At 68.7% G+C, this 14,503-nt stretch carries 8 protein-coding genes; 5 read left to right on the forward strand and 3 right to left on the reverse strand.

Annotated elements, in window-relative coordinates; all coding sequences use genetic code 11:
* The first annotated feature begins 62 nt into the window (after positions 1-62).
* Entirely contained in the window at positions 63-3,149 is a 3,087-nt protein-coding gene (locus LLH23_22915; GenBank protein MCE5241327.1) for a hypothetical protein, read from the forward strand.
* Between the two features lie 224 nt (positions 3,150-3,373).
* On the opposite strand, the gene alr is transcribed toward LLH23_22915, so the two are convergent.
* Positions 3,374-4,522 carry an alanine racemase gene (alr, locus tag LLH23_22920; GenBank protein ID MCE5241328.1) on the reverse strand — a complete coding sequence of 383 codons (1,149 nt, stop codon included), beginning with the start codon at positions 4,520-4,522 and terminating at the stop codon, positions 3,374-3,376.
* Positions 4,519-6,387, reverse strand: a complete 1,869-nt coding sequence (locus tag LLH23_22925) for a BatA domain-containing protein (protein ID MCE5241329.1) — start codon at positions 6,385-6,387, stop codon at positions 4,519-4,521. Before LLH23_22925 ends, alr begins: the two co-directional genes overlap by 4 nt.
* 63 nt (positions 6,388-6,450) lie before the next feature.
* On the opposite strand from LLH23_22925, the gene LLH23_22930 reads away from it, so the two are divergent.
* The gene (locus LLH23_22930; protein ID MCE5241330.1) at positions 6,451-7,335 is read left to right on the forward strand and encodes a sugar phosphate isomerase/epimerase; all 885 of its coding nucleotides are present in this window, start codon (positions 6,451-6,453) and stop codon (positions 7,333-7,335) included.
* Positions 7,336-7,431: 96 nt separating this feature from the next.
* Here the strand turns inward: LLH23_22930 and LLH23_22935 are convergent, their stop codons facing one another.
* Positions 7,432-8,223 (reverse strand): sugar phosphate isomerase/epimerase, encoded by a 792-nt coding sequence (locus LLH23_22935; protein ID MCE5241331.1) that lies wholly within the window; start codon positions 8,221-8,223, stop codon positions 7,432-7,434.
* A 190-nt stretch (positions 8,224-8,413) separates the two neighbouring features.
* On the opposite strand from LLH23_22935, the gene LLH23_22940 reads away from it, so the two are divergent.
* From LLH23_22940 to LLH23_22950, 3 genes are all read left to right on the forward strand, one after another.
* Positions 8,414-11,065, forward strand: a complete 2,652-nt coding sequence (locus tag LLH23_22940) for a GreA/GreB family elongation factor (GenBank protein ID MCE5241332.1) — start codon at positions 8,414-8,416, stop codon at positions 11,063-11,065.
* 88 nt (positions 11,066-11,153) lie between these two features.
* Entirely contained in the window at positions 11,154-13,313 is a 2,160-nt protein-coding gene (locus LLH23_22945; GenBank protein MCE5241333.1) for a beta-N-acetylhexosaminidase, read from the forward strand.
* A gap of 293 nt (positions 13,314-13,606) precedes the next feature.
* On the forward strand, positions 13,607-14,422 hold the full coding sequence (locus tag LLH23_22950) for a sugar phosphate isomerase/epimerase (protein MCE5241334.1): 816 nt from the start codon (positions 13,607-13,609) through the stop codon (positions 14,420-14,422).
* The last annotated feature ends 81 nt before the right edge of the window (positions 14,423-14,503 follow it).

Consider the following 14,503-nt stretch of genomic DNA (forward strand, 5'->3'; position numbering starts at 1 on the left):
GTAGCGCCTCCGGACGGGGTAGGGGGTAGGCCGCCATTGTCGTTCACCCGTGAGGTACCCACATGGACGACATCATCCACGACTTCCAGAACCCGCCGGCTTCGTTCCGCCCCCAGCCCTTCTGGTTCCTGAACCACCGGCTGGAGGAGGGACGACTGCGCCACCAGATCCGCGAGATGGCGGAGAAGGGTGTGGGGGGCGTCGTCCTGCACGCCCGCCACGGCCTGCTGACGCCGCACATGTCGGAGGAGTGGCTGCAGGCCATCGGCGTGTGCGTAGATGAGCTGCGCGCCCAGGGCATGGAAGCCTGGCTATACGACGAGGACAACTGGCCCTCCGGCACCTTCGGCGGCAAGCTCACGCGGCCCCATCCTGAGTTCCGCATGCGCTATCTGCGCATCCAGACGATGCGCGTCGTGGGCGGCGCCACCTTCCAGAGCACCCTCGACGTGGACGACAACACGCTGCTGTGCGCGGAGGCCATTCGGCTCGGGGACGATGGGCGCATCATCGTCGGCGAGGCCGGCATCCCCGAGATGCGTGACGTGAGTGCGCACTATGCGCAGGGGCGCTTCCGCTGGGAGGCCCCGCCGGGCAACTGGCTCGTGTCCCTGTTCTGGGAGTGCCCTGTGGCCGCGAAGGTCACGTTCTTTGATGCCTACTACCTGGACACGATGAATGAGGAGGCCGTCGCGGCCTTCCGCGACCTGGCGTACACGCCGCACGACCGCTTCGCCGCCGACTACGGCAAGACCATCAAGGGCGTGTTCACCGACGAGCCGGGCCTGATGATCCATGACGGGTTCTTCAAGGTCGAGGCCATGCGCACGACCCTCCAGAACCTGCAGCGCACCCTCCCGGGGATTGCGCTGGCCTGGACGCGGGACTTCGAGGCGAAGTTCCGGGAGCTGTGCGGCTACGACATCCGCCCGCTGCTCATCGGCCTGCTGTATGACATCGGCCCCACCACGCACAAGCTCCGCGCCGACTACTTCCGCGCCATCAGCCTGTGGTACAGCCAGATATACCACGGCCGCCTGAGCCTCTGGTGCCGGGAGCGCAACCTGGAGTACATCGGCCACACGCTCGAGGAGCCGCTGTTCAACCAGGTGCGCACCCAGGGCAACCAGACGTGGGTGCTATCGCTGATGGACCGGCCCGGCCTGGACTACCTCGGGCACGGCGTGGGCACTGCGGCCAGCCCGGTGCGCATCCTATCGTGCAAGTGCGCCGCCTCGGTCGCGCACATCCAGGGCAAGCCGCGCGTGATGTGCGAGGCCTTCGGGGGCAGCGGCCACGGGCACCCGCTGCTCGACCGCCGCCTGGACGCGAACTTCATGGCCGTCCTGGGCGTGAACATGTTCATCCCGCACGCCTTCTACTACTCCTTCGAGGGCTACCGCAAGACCGACTGGCCGCCCACCGAGTTCCTGCACCAGCCCTACTGGCGCATGTACAGGCCGTTCGCCGACTACCTGGGCCGCCTGTCGTACATCCAGGCGCAGGGCCACCACGTCTCCGGTACAGCCATCCTCAACCCTCTCAAGACGATGTACGTCAGCATGTTCCACGAGGGGCAGGCGATCAAGGACCCGCCGTGTCAGCGGCTGCACACCCAGCTCTCCGAGTTGATGCTGGCGCTGCACTATGACTACGACTACCTGGACGACACGCAGCTCCATCAGGCCACCGTGGAGGGCGGACGCCTCAGGTTCCCTGCGTCCGAGGAGACCTACGGCCTGGTGATGCTGCCGGGCGCCAGGATCATGTCCTCGGCGGCGATGAGCAAGCTGCTGGAGTTCTTCGAGGCGGGCGGCAAGGTGATCGCCCTGGGCGACGTGCCCACCGAGGCTGACGAGCGCGGCAAGGACGAGGCCCTCGCCGAGATGACCGCCGCTCTGTTCGGCAAGGCCGACCGCACCGGCTCGCGCCGCAACGAGAGCGAGGCCGGCGGCCTCGCGCTGGCGGCCCGGCCCAAGGACCTACAGGCCTGGCTGCGCGAGCACCTGCCCCAGGTGCTGGAGCCGGATGTCACGATCGAGAACGCCGACGGCGAGGCCGTCGCCGAGATCATCTGCTGCCACCGGACCAACGAGAGCTTCGAGAGCTACCTGCTGGTGAACCGCAGCGAGCGGCCGCAGTCGTGCGTCTTCACGTGCCGCACGGCCGGGCGGTTGGAGGAGTGGTCGCTGGAGACCGGCGAGCGCTGGCCGACGGTGTGCCACTTGCTGCCCGAGGGGGGGCTGCAGGCCCCGCTGGAATTCGAGCCCACCGAGGCCCGCCTGCTGGTGGTCGTACCCGGCCAGGAGCCCGAGGAGATTGCCGACCTGCCCGAGCCGTCGGTGCTGGACCACATTGACCTCAGCCCGACCTGGCAGTTCGACGCTGAGGGCGGGAACGTGATGATCCTCGACCGGTGGGAGTTCACTGCCCGCAACCTGGAGGCCAGCCGCGCCGAGCGCGTGCCGGAGAAGGTCAACAGCTACCGCACGAGCTTCATCGTGGAGGGCACGCCGGGGCAGGTGCACCTGGTGCTCGACGACACCGAGCAGTGGCTCCCGGCCCATGTTGGCTTCCTGTCGGGCATCCGCAGCCTGGAGATCTACGTCAACGGCCGCCAGGCCCCGCCGCTGTCACCCTCCGAATGGCAGGACCCCGACTACGCCTGGACTGACATCACCAACCTGCTGGTCGGGGGCGAGAACACCATCGAGATCCACACCATCTCGATCCTGCAGCCCATGCACGGCCTGCGTGAGCCGGCCTACCTGGTGGGCGACTTCCGCGTGGCCGACAGCATCATGCTCGCGCCGCAGCGCACCATCCGCGGACTGTTCAGCGAGCAGGGCTATCCGCACTTCGCCGGTGTGGGCCGCTACCGCCAGATCGTGAACATCCCCGAGGGCCTCGGTGCAGAGAAGCTGATCCTGGACCCGGGGGAGGTCTCAGGCTGCATGCGGGTGCTGGTGAACGGCAAGCTCGTGGCCACGCGCCTCTGGCCGCCCTACGAGGTAGACATCTCCGGCGCGGCGCGCGGGGGCAGCAACGAGATCATCGTCGAGGTCGCGGGAACGGTAGCGAACCTGTACAGCAAGGAGCAGCGCCCTTACGGCCTCAAGGGCCGCGGGGCGATCTGGGTGTTGGCCTGAGGCGTGAGGCGGGATTGGGGATTGGGGATTGGGGAGTGGGGAGTGGGGATTGGGGATTGGGGGGGCGCCAGACGCCGATGATGGGGGTAGTGCGGGCTTCCAGCCCGCCCCCGGTCGAGGTCGTGTGCCGTGGTTCGGTCTTAGTCAGTCACTACGGCCGCAAGCACCACTCCCCGTGTCGCACCCCATTCATCACCCATGATTCACCATTCCGCGTTCGCCGTTCACGCTTCATCCTTGCGGTACACGCGCGGCACAGCGCTGTCCACGGCCAGCCGTCGCACCGGGAGCGCCACCTCGTCGCCGACCTGCAGGTCGGGGGCATCGGTGGCGTCGAGGCAGCACTGGTCCATGGAGATGCGGCCGATCAGCGGGAGGGCGAGATCGCCTGCATGCGCGCGCGGAGCGTGCTCGCTGCGTCCTCTGCGGCCTTCCCGGCTCACCAGCCACGCCTTGACGACCGACCGCAGCCGCCCGCCGACCGACTGCGGCGCCATGCCGAGGCCCTGTGCCGTGCCCACGGGCACCGTCGCGACGCGCGTGTCGCGCGCGCATATGAAGTCCCCACCGTAGCCGATGCGGCTCCCCGCCGGAAGCGTCTGCACGGCCACCACCCGCGAGCGCAGGCTGAAGGTATCCTCGCGCAGGTTCAGGGGCCGCTCCCGCACGTGGTCGGGGTACTGGCCGTACAGGATCGTCCCGAGGCGCACCATGTCGAGATGGCTGCTGCGGTCCTCGACAAAGAGGGCGCTGGCCGCTACATGCAGCAGGGGGCGCGCGGCCGCCGCCTGCGCCACCGCGTCCCGCACGAGCCCGGCAAAGGCCTTCGTCGAGGCCCCCTCCTTGAGCGTGTCAATCTCCTCCAGCATCCGGCCCGATCCGGGCGGGCCAAAGTGCGTGTACGCCCCCGTCAGGTGCAGCGACGGGAAGACGGTCGCGGCCTGCAGCAGCGCGCACAGCGGGTCATCCGAGCCGATACGCCCCAGCCCGCCATCCACATAGAGATGCCCGTAGACGCTCTGCCCGAGCCTGCTCGCGGTGTCGCCCAGGCCGCTGACGTGCGCCGTGGACAGCAGCGTCGCCGTCAGCCGGTGGCGCACGATCGCCTCGTACTCGTCTGGCAGGGGGGGCATGAACACGAGCACCGGGGCATCCAGGCCGGCCTCGCGCAGCGCCGCGCCCTCGGCCACGTTGCTCACGCCCAGCCATTGCGCCCCGGCGGCCAGGAACACGCGGGCGGTCTCGACGAGACCGTGGCCGTAGGCGTTGGCCTTCACTACGGCCATGAGCTTCGCAGTCGGTTGCAGGTGACGCTGCGCCTCGCGGACATTGTGGGCGAGCGCGTCGGTGTTGACGGCCACGCATGTGGTCATGGCTTCCCTCGACGGCTGAAGATGGGCCAGCGCAGGCCCTGCGACAGGGCCAGTTCGGCCAGAAGCAGCAAGAATACTAGCACCAGCAACGGGCCTGCCAGATGGAGACCGGCGGCGGTCAGGGGCGGCAGCTTCACCGCGCCATCCGGGCCCGGCCGCACGACGATCACATTCCCCTGCAGGCAGCGGCGGACATGCTCGGGCGTGGTGCGGCGTAGGTCGCCCTCGGCCGGGTCGAGGTCCACGGCATACACCGACTCACGTTGCGCGCCGGTCGCCGCTGCGAGGCGCTGGAAGCCCGGCCTGGCTGGAGCGGGGGAGGACCCGAGCGCCTGTCCCACGAGCGCACTCCCAGCCTGCGCATCGTCCCCGGCGGCGAAGCCCACCAGCCGATGCATCAGCGGCACGAACACCGTCTGCTGCGGCAGGTTTGTCTGCTGCGGGTCCAGCGGGAGGTTGACGAGCACGGTATGGGCCCGCGCCGCCATCGCCGCCGAGCCATCCTCGAAGCGGGCAGCGACCCGCCAGTGCGTCGGTCGCACCTGCAGATCGGGCACGTGTCGGAACTCAGGTTGCTTCAGGTCGCCGGCCTGCGGGTTGGCGAACGGCCGCAGCGGCGGGCGGAACACGTCGAACTCGCTGATGTGCAGTGGGCCAGGCCGGACGGGCCCGAGAGCCAGCTCCGCGTCGCCGGTGAGCGCCTGCACGATGGCCGACGAGAGCTGCGGGGTCAGCAGCACGAGACCGAGGCCCCGAGCCTTCGCCTGCTGCAGGCGCTTCGTCTCGTCCTCCGTCGGGCGCTTGCTGACGACGATGGCGTCTGCGTCCAGTGCCTCCGGCAGGGCGGCCACGCTGCGCACCGCCACCGGCGACTGCGCCGTCGGCGCGAGCGCGAGCCGCATGAGGCGCTCTGCGGGACCGTCCCCGAGGATGAGCACCTGCAGCCGCTGCCGCACCGGCACAACCGCATAGAAGCGATTGTCCCCGGCCATGGCATCCTCGGGGAGCACGGCCTCGACGCGCTTGAGGCCGGGGCGGTCGGGCCGCCACTCGCAGATGGCCTGTGCCGGCTCGACGTCCATGTTCAGCGCCACCGTGCCGATCTCGCGGCCGTCCACGAGAACCCGGACAGGCACCGGCCCCGACGGGCCTGTAGTGGCCCGCCCTGTCACGACGATGTCAGTGGGCCGCCCGGCGATGGCCGTTGGCTCTCGCGTCTCCAGGCCGATCAGGCTGCGGTTGGGCGTGTCGCGCCCGCAGTCCACGATGACGACCTGTCGGCTCAGAAGCAGTGTCGCGGGGGTGAGCCACGAAGTGGCCTGCAGGTCGGTGAAGAAGACGACGCTCTCGTCGTCGCCCCCGGCCCGTGCACCCGCTCCGGCGAGGACCGGCGCATTGTCCACCGCTCTGTAGCGCCCTCGGTCTCCCACCCCAGCCTCGTCCCCAGTCGGGTACGCCATGTCTATGAGCAGCACCCCGCGCGGCTCGCCCGGAACCAGCCGTACTGCTCCTTGCAGCGCGGCGCGCGGGTCCCCGTTCGCCCTGGGGAACAGCCCCTGCGTGTCCATTGCCCGCATGGAGGGCGTATCGTCCAGCACCACGACGGGATGACCAGGCCTCCCGTGTCCGCGCCAGACCGGCTGCGCCGCGGCCAGGCTCAACAGCACGATCGCCAGGGCGCGCAGGACCATGAGCAGGAGCTGTCGGGCGCGCATGAGCGCCGTGCGCTCGCGCTGGGCCTGCTGGATGAGCATGAGCGACGAGAACTGCACCCGGCGGGGCCGGCGGCGGCCGAAGAGGTGCAGGAGCACCGGCACTGCCGCCCCCAGGGCCCCGAGCAGCAGCCACGGATGCAGGAAGGACATGCCCGTCATTTCCCCGAATGCTTAGCGACGCCCTGCCCCACGGCAGACGAAGGAGAACCGCGCATGAAGACCGCCCTGCACACCATCAGCTATGCTGGGGTCTGGCCCGGCCAGGCCGCGCTGAGCCTGAGCGAGATCATCCGCCGCGCCGCCGAGCTGGGGTATGACGCGCTCATGATCGCCGCCAAGCGCCCGCACCTGTCTGTCCTGGACACCGACGACGAGACCCTCAGGCGCGTGCGCGGGGAACTGGATGCGGCCGGAGTCGGCGTGGCGTGCCTGGCGGGATACAACAACTTCAGCGCGGATGCCGAGCACTCCGACATCCCGGTCAACGAGCTGCAGATTGGCTACATCGAGCGCATGGCGCAGATGACGGCGGCGCTGGGCGGCAGCATCATCCGGGTGTTCACGGCGTACCAGCACCCGTCCCTCACCGAGGGTGCCGTGCGCCAGCGCGTCGTGTCGTGCCTGAAGGAAGCCGCCCGCCGCGCCGCCGACTACGGCTGCGCGCTGGCGGTGCAGAACCACCACGACTTCGCGGCCCACTGGCAGACGCTGCGGGATGTGCTGGCGGAGATAGACGAGCCGAACTGCCGGGCGGCCTTCGACGCCTGGGCGCCGACTCTGCACGGGGATGACATCGTGGCGGCCGCGCGCGAGATGGCCCCGCTGACGGCGCAGACGACCGTGGCGGACTACGTCTACCGCCCGCGCTTCAAGTATTCGCCCCAGCATGTGAACTACGAGCCGCAACTGCCGCTCGTGCAGGCGGTGCGCATGGGGGAGGGGATGATTGACTACCGGGGGTTCCTCAACGCACTGGCTGACGGCGGTTTCGACGGCGTCGTCACCTACGAGATGTGCTCCCCGCTGCTAGGCGGCGGGTCGCTGGAGAACCTGGACGCCTACGCCCGGCAGTTCCTGGAGTTCATGCGGAGCCTGTAGAACCGGCAGCCGCGTCTGCAGGGCGCGGGTACACCCGACACTCTTGTCGGGCGTGAGGGGGCGGGGTACAAGCCCCCGCCCCACACCTAGATGAGCTCAGTACCCCCAGCGCCGCAACTGCTCCCGGTCTGCGCCCTGCTGCTGCATGGGTGTCAGGTCCTGCCTGCGGGACTCGTTCTCCGACACGACCCAGCCATCATAGCCCAGTTCGTCGAGCTTGCGCAGGACGCCGGCGTGGTCCACGACACCTTCGCCGAGCATCGTCCAGCCCTCGGCGCCGTCGTAGTCCTTGAAGTGCAGATAGGCGATGCGGGGGAAGTAGCGCTCGACAGTGGCCACCAGGTCGTGTCCGGCTTTGACCATGATGCCGCTGTCAGGGCACAGGAACCAGTATCGCTCGTCGGTGAGGTCCATCATGCGGGCAATCTCGTCGGGCGAGGCCGCGATGCCGCCGGCATGTAGATGGTAGCAGGCCTTGACACCGTGCTGCTCGTAGACCGCGCGGCCGAGGTCGTTGTAGTGCTCACACGCGGCGCGGAAGGCGGCCGGGTCGTCGGTGGACGTGCCGCCGCCGACCATCATGTGACCGGCGCCGAACTCCTTGACGAAGGCCGCGGTGCTGACGGCGTTGGCTACTTCCTCGCGGGCGGCCGCCGCGTCGGCCGGAGTGCCCACGATGTAGAACAGCCCCGCCAGCACGACCCCGGCGTCGCGGAGGACGCCGCCGAACTCCTCCTTGCGCTCGGCCCAGACCTGGCTGACGCGCCAGTTGCTCTCGATGCCCGCGTAGCCGATCTGTCCCGCCTCGTGGATGGCCCGCACCAACTCCGCGTCGAAGTCGGGGCCTACGGGCCAGCAGTTCACTTGTGCGCCGATCCTGATTGCCATGGTGTGAAGTCTCCCTGGATGGTCTGTGTGGCTGGTTCGCCGCAGCGGCGCTAGGGGCCTGCACGGAGCGTGGAGACGCCTGCAGACGAACATGGGAACACGTCCTCCCCTCTGCACCGTTTTCGGGTATACTGGAGTCTCGTGGTTCGTCCCGTCCTCTTCTCTGCCACGCTGCTAAGGAGTCGTGTTCATGTCGGAGCTAGCTGATCGCCTGCGCGGCCTTCTGGAGTTGCCAGACGCCGCCACCGCCCTCGAAACCGAACACCGCAACGAACTGTCCGCCCTGATTGGCGAAGCCGCCAGTGGAGACCTGCTGGAGCTGGCCGCAGTGGTGGACCGCGTCCTGCAAGCGCAGGCCGGCCACCTGCAGGGGCTCTTCGCCCGGGCGCTGATCGAGGAGCAGTCGGGCCATGCGGAGGTCGCCGGCAATCTGTACCTGCAACTGGCGCAGCACAGCGCCACCCAACGCAACTGGGAGGGCATGCTGGACCTGGCCGTACGGGCCATGCCGCTGACCGGCGACTATCGCCTCGTGCGGATCGTGCGCCGGGCAGGCGAGCACAGTCTGGACATCACTTCGGCCATGGCGTTGGCGCAGGAGGAGTGCGCCGACTCCCCCGATCTGCTGTGGGAGCAGAGCCAGGAGGCCGATGCCAACGGCGACGGCGCCCAGGCCCTGCAACTGGCGCTCGCGGCGCTCGAAGGCTACGTGGCGGTGAAGGAGCCCGAGCACGCCGAGGATCCGCTGTTGCGGGTGCTGGCGACTGAGGAACGGGCGACGTACGACCACCTCCTGCAAGTCCTGCGCCGCATGGCAAACGCCGGGCAGTGCGAACTGGTGGCCACGGCCCTCGAACTGGCCGAGGAGACCTTCTTCACGCTCGGGATGCCTCACGAGTTGGCCGAGGCCCTGGCCTGGATGCTGGAGCGGCGGCCCGAGCTGAACCGCTTCCGCGCCCTGTATGCCGAGGCCGTGGCCCGGCCGCTGGCCCATCGCGACCAACTCGACGAGGCCATCGCCGAGTCGGGTCTGGCAAACCCCGACGTACCGGTCGAGGACGCCCTGGCGGCCTTCCGGGAGTTGGCGGCCTTCAGCCCCGGTGCCTACGTGATGCACCGCTCGTGGGGCGTGGGCCTCATCAAGCGCAAGGAAGACGAGGACCTCTTCGTGGACTTCGAGGACCACCCGGCGCATCGGATGGCCCTCGGCCCGGCCAGGCAGGTGCTCATGCCGCTGGCGCACGACTCCCTGCAGGTCCAGCGCGCCACGGACCTGTCCTCCCTGCAGGAACAGGCGAAGGACACCCCTGCCGAGGTCATCTACCGGCTGATCGTCGAGAGTGGCGGGGAGATCGTGACCCCGGACATCAAGCTGCGCCTGTCGCCGTGGCTCATCGAGGAGAGCGCCTGGGCCGGCTGGTGGCGCAACGCCCGCAAGGCCATGGAGGAGGACCCGCGGATTGACTGCTCGCAGGCCTTCCGGCACCTGTACCGTGAGGCGAAGCAGGGCCTGGAGGTGGATGTCCCGCTCCTGCCGCTCGATCGCCGCAAGGGCGTCAAAGGCGCCATGTCCTTCCTCAACAAGCTCCTGGCCCAGCACCCGCATGTGAGCGACCGCGCCCGCATGAACTACGGGTCGGACCTGCGCCAGTGGCTCGCCGCCACCCACAAGATGGACGAATGGATCCGCGCCCTCCCGCTGCTCATGCGCTGGTACCCCGAGCGCGAGGAGGAATGGCAGGCGGCCGCCGAGCAGGCCATGCCCTCGGCCGCGCTCACCGTCGCCAACACAGAGGAAGACCAGCAGGTGCTGCTGGACCTGGGCCTCAAGACGCGCGTGTGGAAGGAGGCCGCCTATGCCGCGTTGGCCTCGCGCTTCCAGTCCATCCGCGAGCGCGCGCTGCAGACCCTCGGCGAGCGCGACCGCGACGTGCTGTGGGAGGACTTCGAGGACCTGCTGACCATGCCGGGCCACTACCAGCAGAAGATGGCACTGGCCGACATGATCCTGCGGGGCGAGCTGACTCGCGACGACGCCAACGGTAGCGACTTGCCGGTGGACCCGTGGCTGCTCATGCGGGCGGCGCTGTCGGTCGTGGGCAGCAAGGCGGCCCGCGCCGGCGCCGGCACGGCCCACCGCCTCCTGCGGGCCAATGGCCCGCTCACACCGTTCCTGAAGGACCGACCGCTGGATGAGGAGGCCAACGAGCTGCTGGACACCTTCCGGCGCCGGCCCATCGAGGGCGAAGTGCAGCTTCAACTGCAGGTGTTCTTCGACGAGATCGGCCAGCCGCAGCTCTCGAGCGAGATGCTGGCGATGAACATGCAGGAGCCGGAGGACGAATCGCGCCCGCCGGAGCTGGACCCACGCATCACGCTGATGACCCGGGCGACGCTGGAGATGCAGAACGAGCGCCTGCGGGAGATGGAGCGCCTGCTGGCGGTGGACATCCCGCAGGAGATCGCCAAGGCCCGGGCCCTGGGCGACCTGGCCGAGAACGCCGAGTATCATGCCGCCCGCGAGCGCCAGGGCATCACCAAGGCGCTCTACGACAGCCTTCTGGCGCAGATGGAGACGGCCATGGCCATCGAGGAGCTGCACCTGCCTGAGGGCGTGGCCGGGGTCGGCAAGTTCTTGCGCCTGCGCAACCTGGACACCTCCAACGAGCAGAACGTCTGGATCCTGGGCGAAGGCGACAGCCAGTACGGGCACGAAGTGGTCTCGTACAAGGCGCCGCTGGGCCAGACGCTGGTGGGGAAGCGGGTTGGCGAGCAGGTCCAGATGGAGACGAACGGGCAGCAGCGCTTCGAGGTCCTGTCCATCGAGACGAAGCTGCCGTAGCGCCGTAGGAGCGCCGGCCTCCAGCCGGCTGCCTTGACGTTGGCGCGGGCTTTGCAGCCCGCTCGCTCGACCCAGGGGAGGGCCTCCCATGCTCAAGCCTTCTGCCGCGCCTCTTGTCATGCCGTACCCTCGCGAGATGGAGTTCGCCGGAGGCAGTGTGCCGCTCAAGGCGGTTGCCATCCGCGCCGCTGACGCCGTCACCCGTCGCACCGCCCGCGTGCTGAAGCGTGAGTTGAAGGCTCTCGGCCTGCCCGTCGCCGATGGCGGCTACCCAGTCTCCCTCGTGCGCCTCGACCAGCCGGGCCTCGATGACGAGATGTACTCGCTGGAGGTGGGGAAGAGCGGGGCGGTCGTCGGGGCGGCGTCGTACGCGGGGCTGTACTACGGGGTGCAGACGCTGGCGCAACTGTTGGCGTGGGGCCAAGCTCCGCGCGTGGGGACACGCGCGGCTGTGCGGCTGCCGTTATGCTCGATCCTCGACTACCCCCTCAAGCCCATCCGGGGGATCCACACGTACCTGCCCGCCCGCGAGAACCTGCCCTTCTTCAAGCGCTTCGTCGAGTGGCTCGGCCGGCACAAGATCAACACCATCTTCCTCGAAGTCGGCGGCGGGATGGAGTACCGGCGCCACCCGGAGGTCAACCGCGCGTGGGAGGCCTTCTGCCGCGAAGCGTTGGCCTACCCCGGCGGGCCGGACGCGCTGCAGGACAGCCAGTGGTTCGCCAAGAACTCCACCCATACCGAACTCGCCGGCGGGTCGTTCCTGACGCAGGACGAGTGCCGGCAGATCGTCCAGTGGTGCCGTGAGAACGCAATCGCGGTCATGCCCGAGGTGCAGTCCCTGTCGCATTCGTACTACCTGTGCATGGCCCACCCCGAGATCGCCGAGGTCAAGGAAGACCCCTGGCCGGACAACTACTGCCCGTCCAACCCCAGGAGCTACGAGCTGTACTTCGAGCTGCTCGAGGAGATCATCGAGGTCTTCGACCCGAGCCTGATCCACATCGGCCACGACGAGGCGTACATCTTCAACTTCTGTCCCCGGTGCAAGCAGCGCGACGCGGCGGAGATCTACGCGACCGACATCACCAAGATCCACGACTGGCTCGCCGGGCGAGGCATCCGCACGGCGATCTGGGGGGACAAGCTGCTGAACATCGTCCATCCCAATGGCAACACGTACGGCGGGGTCGAGCGCAACACGATGCGCTACGGCCGCCAGTTCCACCAGCCCGCCACCAACCGCTGCAAGGACCTCATCCCCCGCGACGTGCTCATCTTCGATTGGTACTGGAGCCTCAGCTACGAGTCCGCCCAGATGCTCGCCGACATGGGCTACCAGATGATCTACGGCAACTTCCATGGCCCGAGCTTCCAGGGCTGGCAGAAGCACCGGCAGAACCCGGCGCTGCTGGGCGGCGAGACCTCGCTGTGGTGCGCCGTGGACGACTACTCCATCGGCCGCAACGGGACGTTCCACAACATCCTGTGGGGCGCGAACGATCTCTGGTCGGATGTGGACCCGGACGCCGAGCGCGAGCGCATCGTCAGCGACATCGCCGCCGTCATGCGGCAGGACCGCCTGAAGCTCAGCCAGCTCAAGTCCGTCATCCAGTCCCCGGCGAAGCTGAAGTTCAAGCCCATAGACATGACCACGGCCGGGCGGCGGGGGTTGTACCTGGGCGAGGGCGTCAGCGCCGATCTGCGCTTCCTGCCCGTCGGCCAGCAGACGCTCGGAGACGTGCCGTTCCTGCTGCCCGATGGCGACAAGGCCAGTGTGCCGAGCGTGGACTGGCACATCCGCGCCACGCCGCCGGTGCCCATCAACGCCGAGGCCGAGGCGTTGTGCTTCCTGCACACGACCACCATCCCGGCAGTCCACGCGCCGACTTACTACAGCCTCGACCTGGGCCCCAACATCATCGGGGCATATCTGGTGGAGTACGAGGACGGCAGTACCACCGAGGTCCCGCTCGAGTACGCGATGAACATTGACTCGATCAACTCGGGCTACATGATCGGCAAGGCAGGCGACCAGAGCGCCACCATCGGCGCGTACGACTACCTGGCCGACCCGGTCGTGAGCGGGAAGACGAACGAGGGCGGGACATACACGCTCTTCATGGTCGAGTGGGTCAACCCGCGCCCGACGAAGGCGATCAGGAGCGTGCGGCTCCTGTGGAAGGCTGGCTACAACCAGGGGCTGATCGCGTTGATTGCGGTGACGGAAGTAAGGAGATGCGGCTGAGCCGCGCCCCCGGCGCTCGGACGGCGAAACGCGAGATAGAGGAAGAGGGCGCGCCGTTGGACGGGGGCTACCGCCCCCGCCTAGCCTGAGCCGCGCCTCCGGCGCTGAACGACCACGCCCCGGTCCTGCATGCGTCAGGACGATGGAGCGAGACGGGACGGGACGGAGCCGTCTGAGGCCCGCAGGGCCGGATCAGAGTAGGCGGGGGCGGAAGCCCCCGTAATGGAGACACATCTCCCTCCCTCCCGGCCGTGAGCCCCGGAGGGGCGATACAACAACATAGGAGTGCCACCATGAAACTAGGCGCAAACTCAGTCCTCTTCGGCGGTTACGACATGGAGACCGCCTTCAAGTACATCGCCATGGCGGGCTATGACGGCATTGAGCTGTCGGCCATCGGCGGCATGAGCGAGCACCTGGTGCTCGACCGCTGGCAGGAGCTGGCCCAGCCCATCAGGGACCTCTCCGCGCAGTACGGCCTCGAGCTGCTCGCCATGGAGCAGCCGTCGCAGGACAGGGCGACCATGGAGACGGCGTTCGCGGCGGCGAAGGAGATTGGCATCCCGGTCGTCAACTGCGGCCCGGGTGGGAAGACCGATGACGAGGAGACGCTGAAGGCGTCCATCGCATCCCTGAGCTCGCTGTCCGAGCTGGCCGAGACGTACGGGGTCACACTGTGTGTGAAGGCCCATGTCGGCGCGGCGATCTGGAACACGCCGACGACGCTGCGCGCCATGGCCGAGATCTCCTCGCCCGCCTTCGGGATTGACATGGATCCCTCGCACATCTGGCGTGCGGGCGAGAACCCCGTTGAGGCCATCGCGGCCGTCGTGTCGCGCGTCAAGCATGTCCACATCCGCGACTGCGAGAGCCTGGACACAGGCTCCGGTCGGCAGCAGAGCCCCGGCAAGCCGGAGCTGCAGGCGAACGGGCGCGGCGGCATTGACCTCGTCGGCTACCTCCGCGTGCTCCACGAGGCGGGGTACGCCGGGCCGGTGGACCTGGAGATCATCGGGGCGAAGGAGTACACGCTGGAGCAGTGCTGCACCATCGCCGCCGAGAGCCGCGGGCACATGCAGGCCTGCCTGCAGGCGTGCGGGGCGAGGTAGTGGAGAGGGCCGTGACTGGGACCGCGGGCTTCCAGCCCGCAATGGCCGTTACCGACAGACGTGCGGGCTGGAAGCCCGCGG

The organism is bacterium (assembly GCA_021372615.1).
Taxonomy (GTDB): Bacteria; Armatimonadota; Zipacnadia; order Zipacnadales; family UBA11051; genus JAJFUB01.

Excerpts from the sequence above, each read along its gene's own strand:
- alr (MCE5241328.1), bottom strand. The coding sequence starts at position 4,522 with ATGACCACATGCGTGGCCGTCAACACCGACGCGCTCGCCCACAATGTC.
- LLH23_22915 (MCE5241327.1), top strand. The coding sequence starts at position 63 with ATGGACGACATCATCCACGACTTCCAGAACCCGCCGGCTTCGTTCCGC.
- LLH23_22930 (MCE5241330.1), top strand. The coding sequence starts at position 6,451 with ATGAAGACCGCCCTGCACACCATCAGCTATGCTGGGGTCTGGCCCGGC.
- LLH23_22925 (MCE5241329.1), bottom strand. The coding sequence starts at position 6,387 with ATGTCCTTCCTGCATCCGTGGCTGCTGCTCGGGGCCCTGGGGGCGGCA.
- LLH23_22940 (MCE5241332.1), top strand. The coding sequence starts at position 8,414 with ATGTCGGAGCTAGCTGATCGCCTGCGCGGCCTTCTGGAGTTGCCAGAC.
- LLH23_22950 (MCE5241334.1), top strand. The coding sequence starts at position 13,607 with ATGAAACTAGGCGCAAACTCAGTCCTCTTCGGCGGTTACGACATGGAG.
- LLH23_22935 (MCE5241331.1), bottom strand. The coding sequence starts at position 8,223 with ATGGCAATCAGGATCGGCGCACAAGTGAACTGCTGGCCCGTAGGCCCC.
- LLH23_22945 (MCE5241333.1), top strand. The coding sequence starts at position 11,154 with ATGCTCAAGCCTTCTGCCGCGCCTCTTGTCATGCCGTACCCTCGCGAG.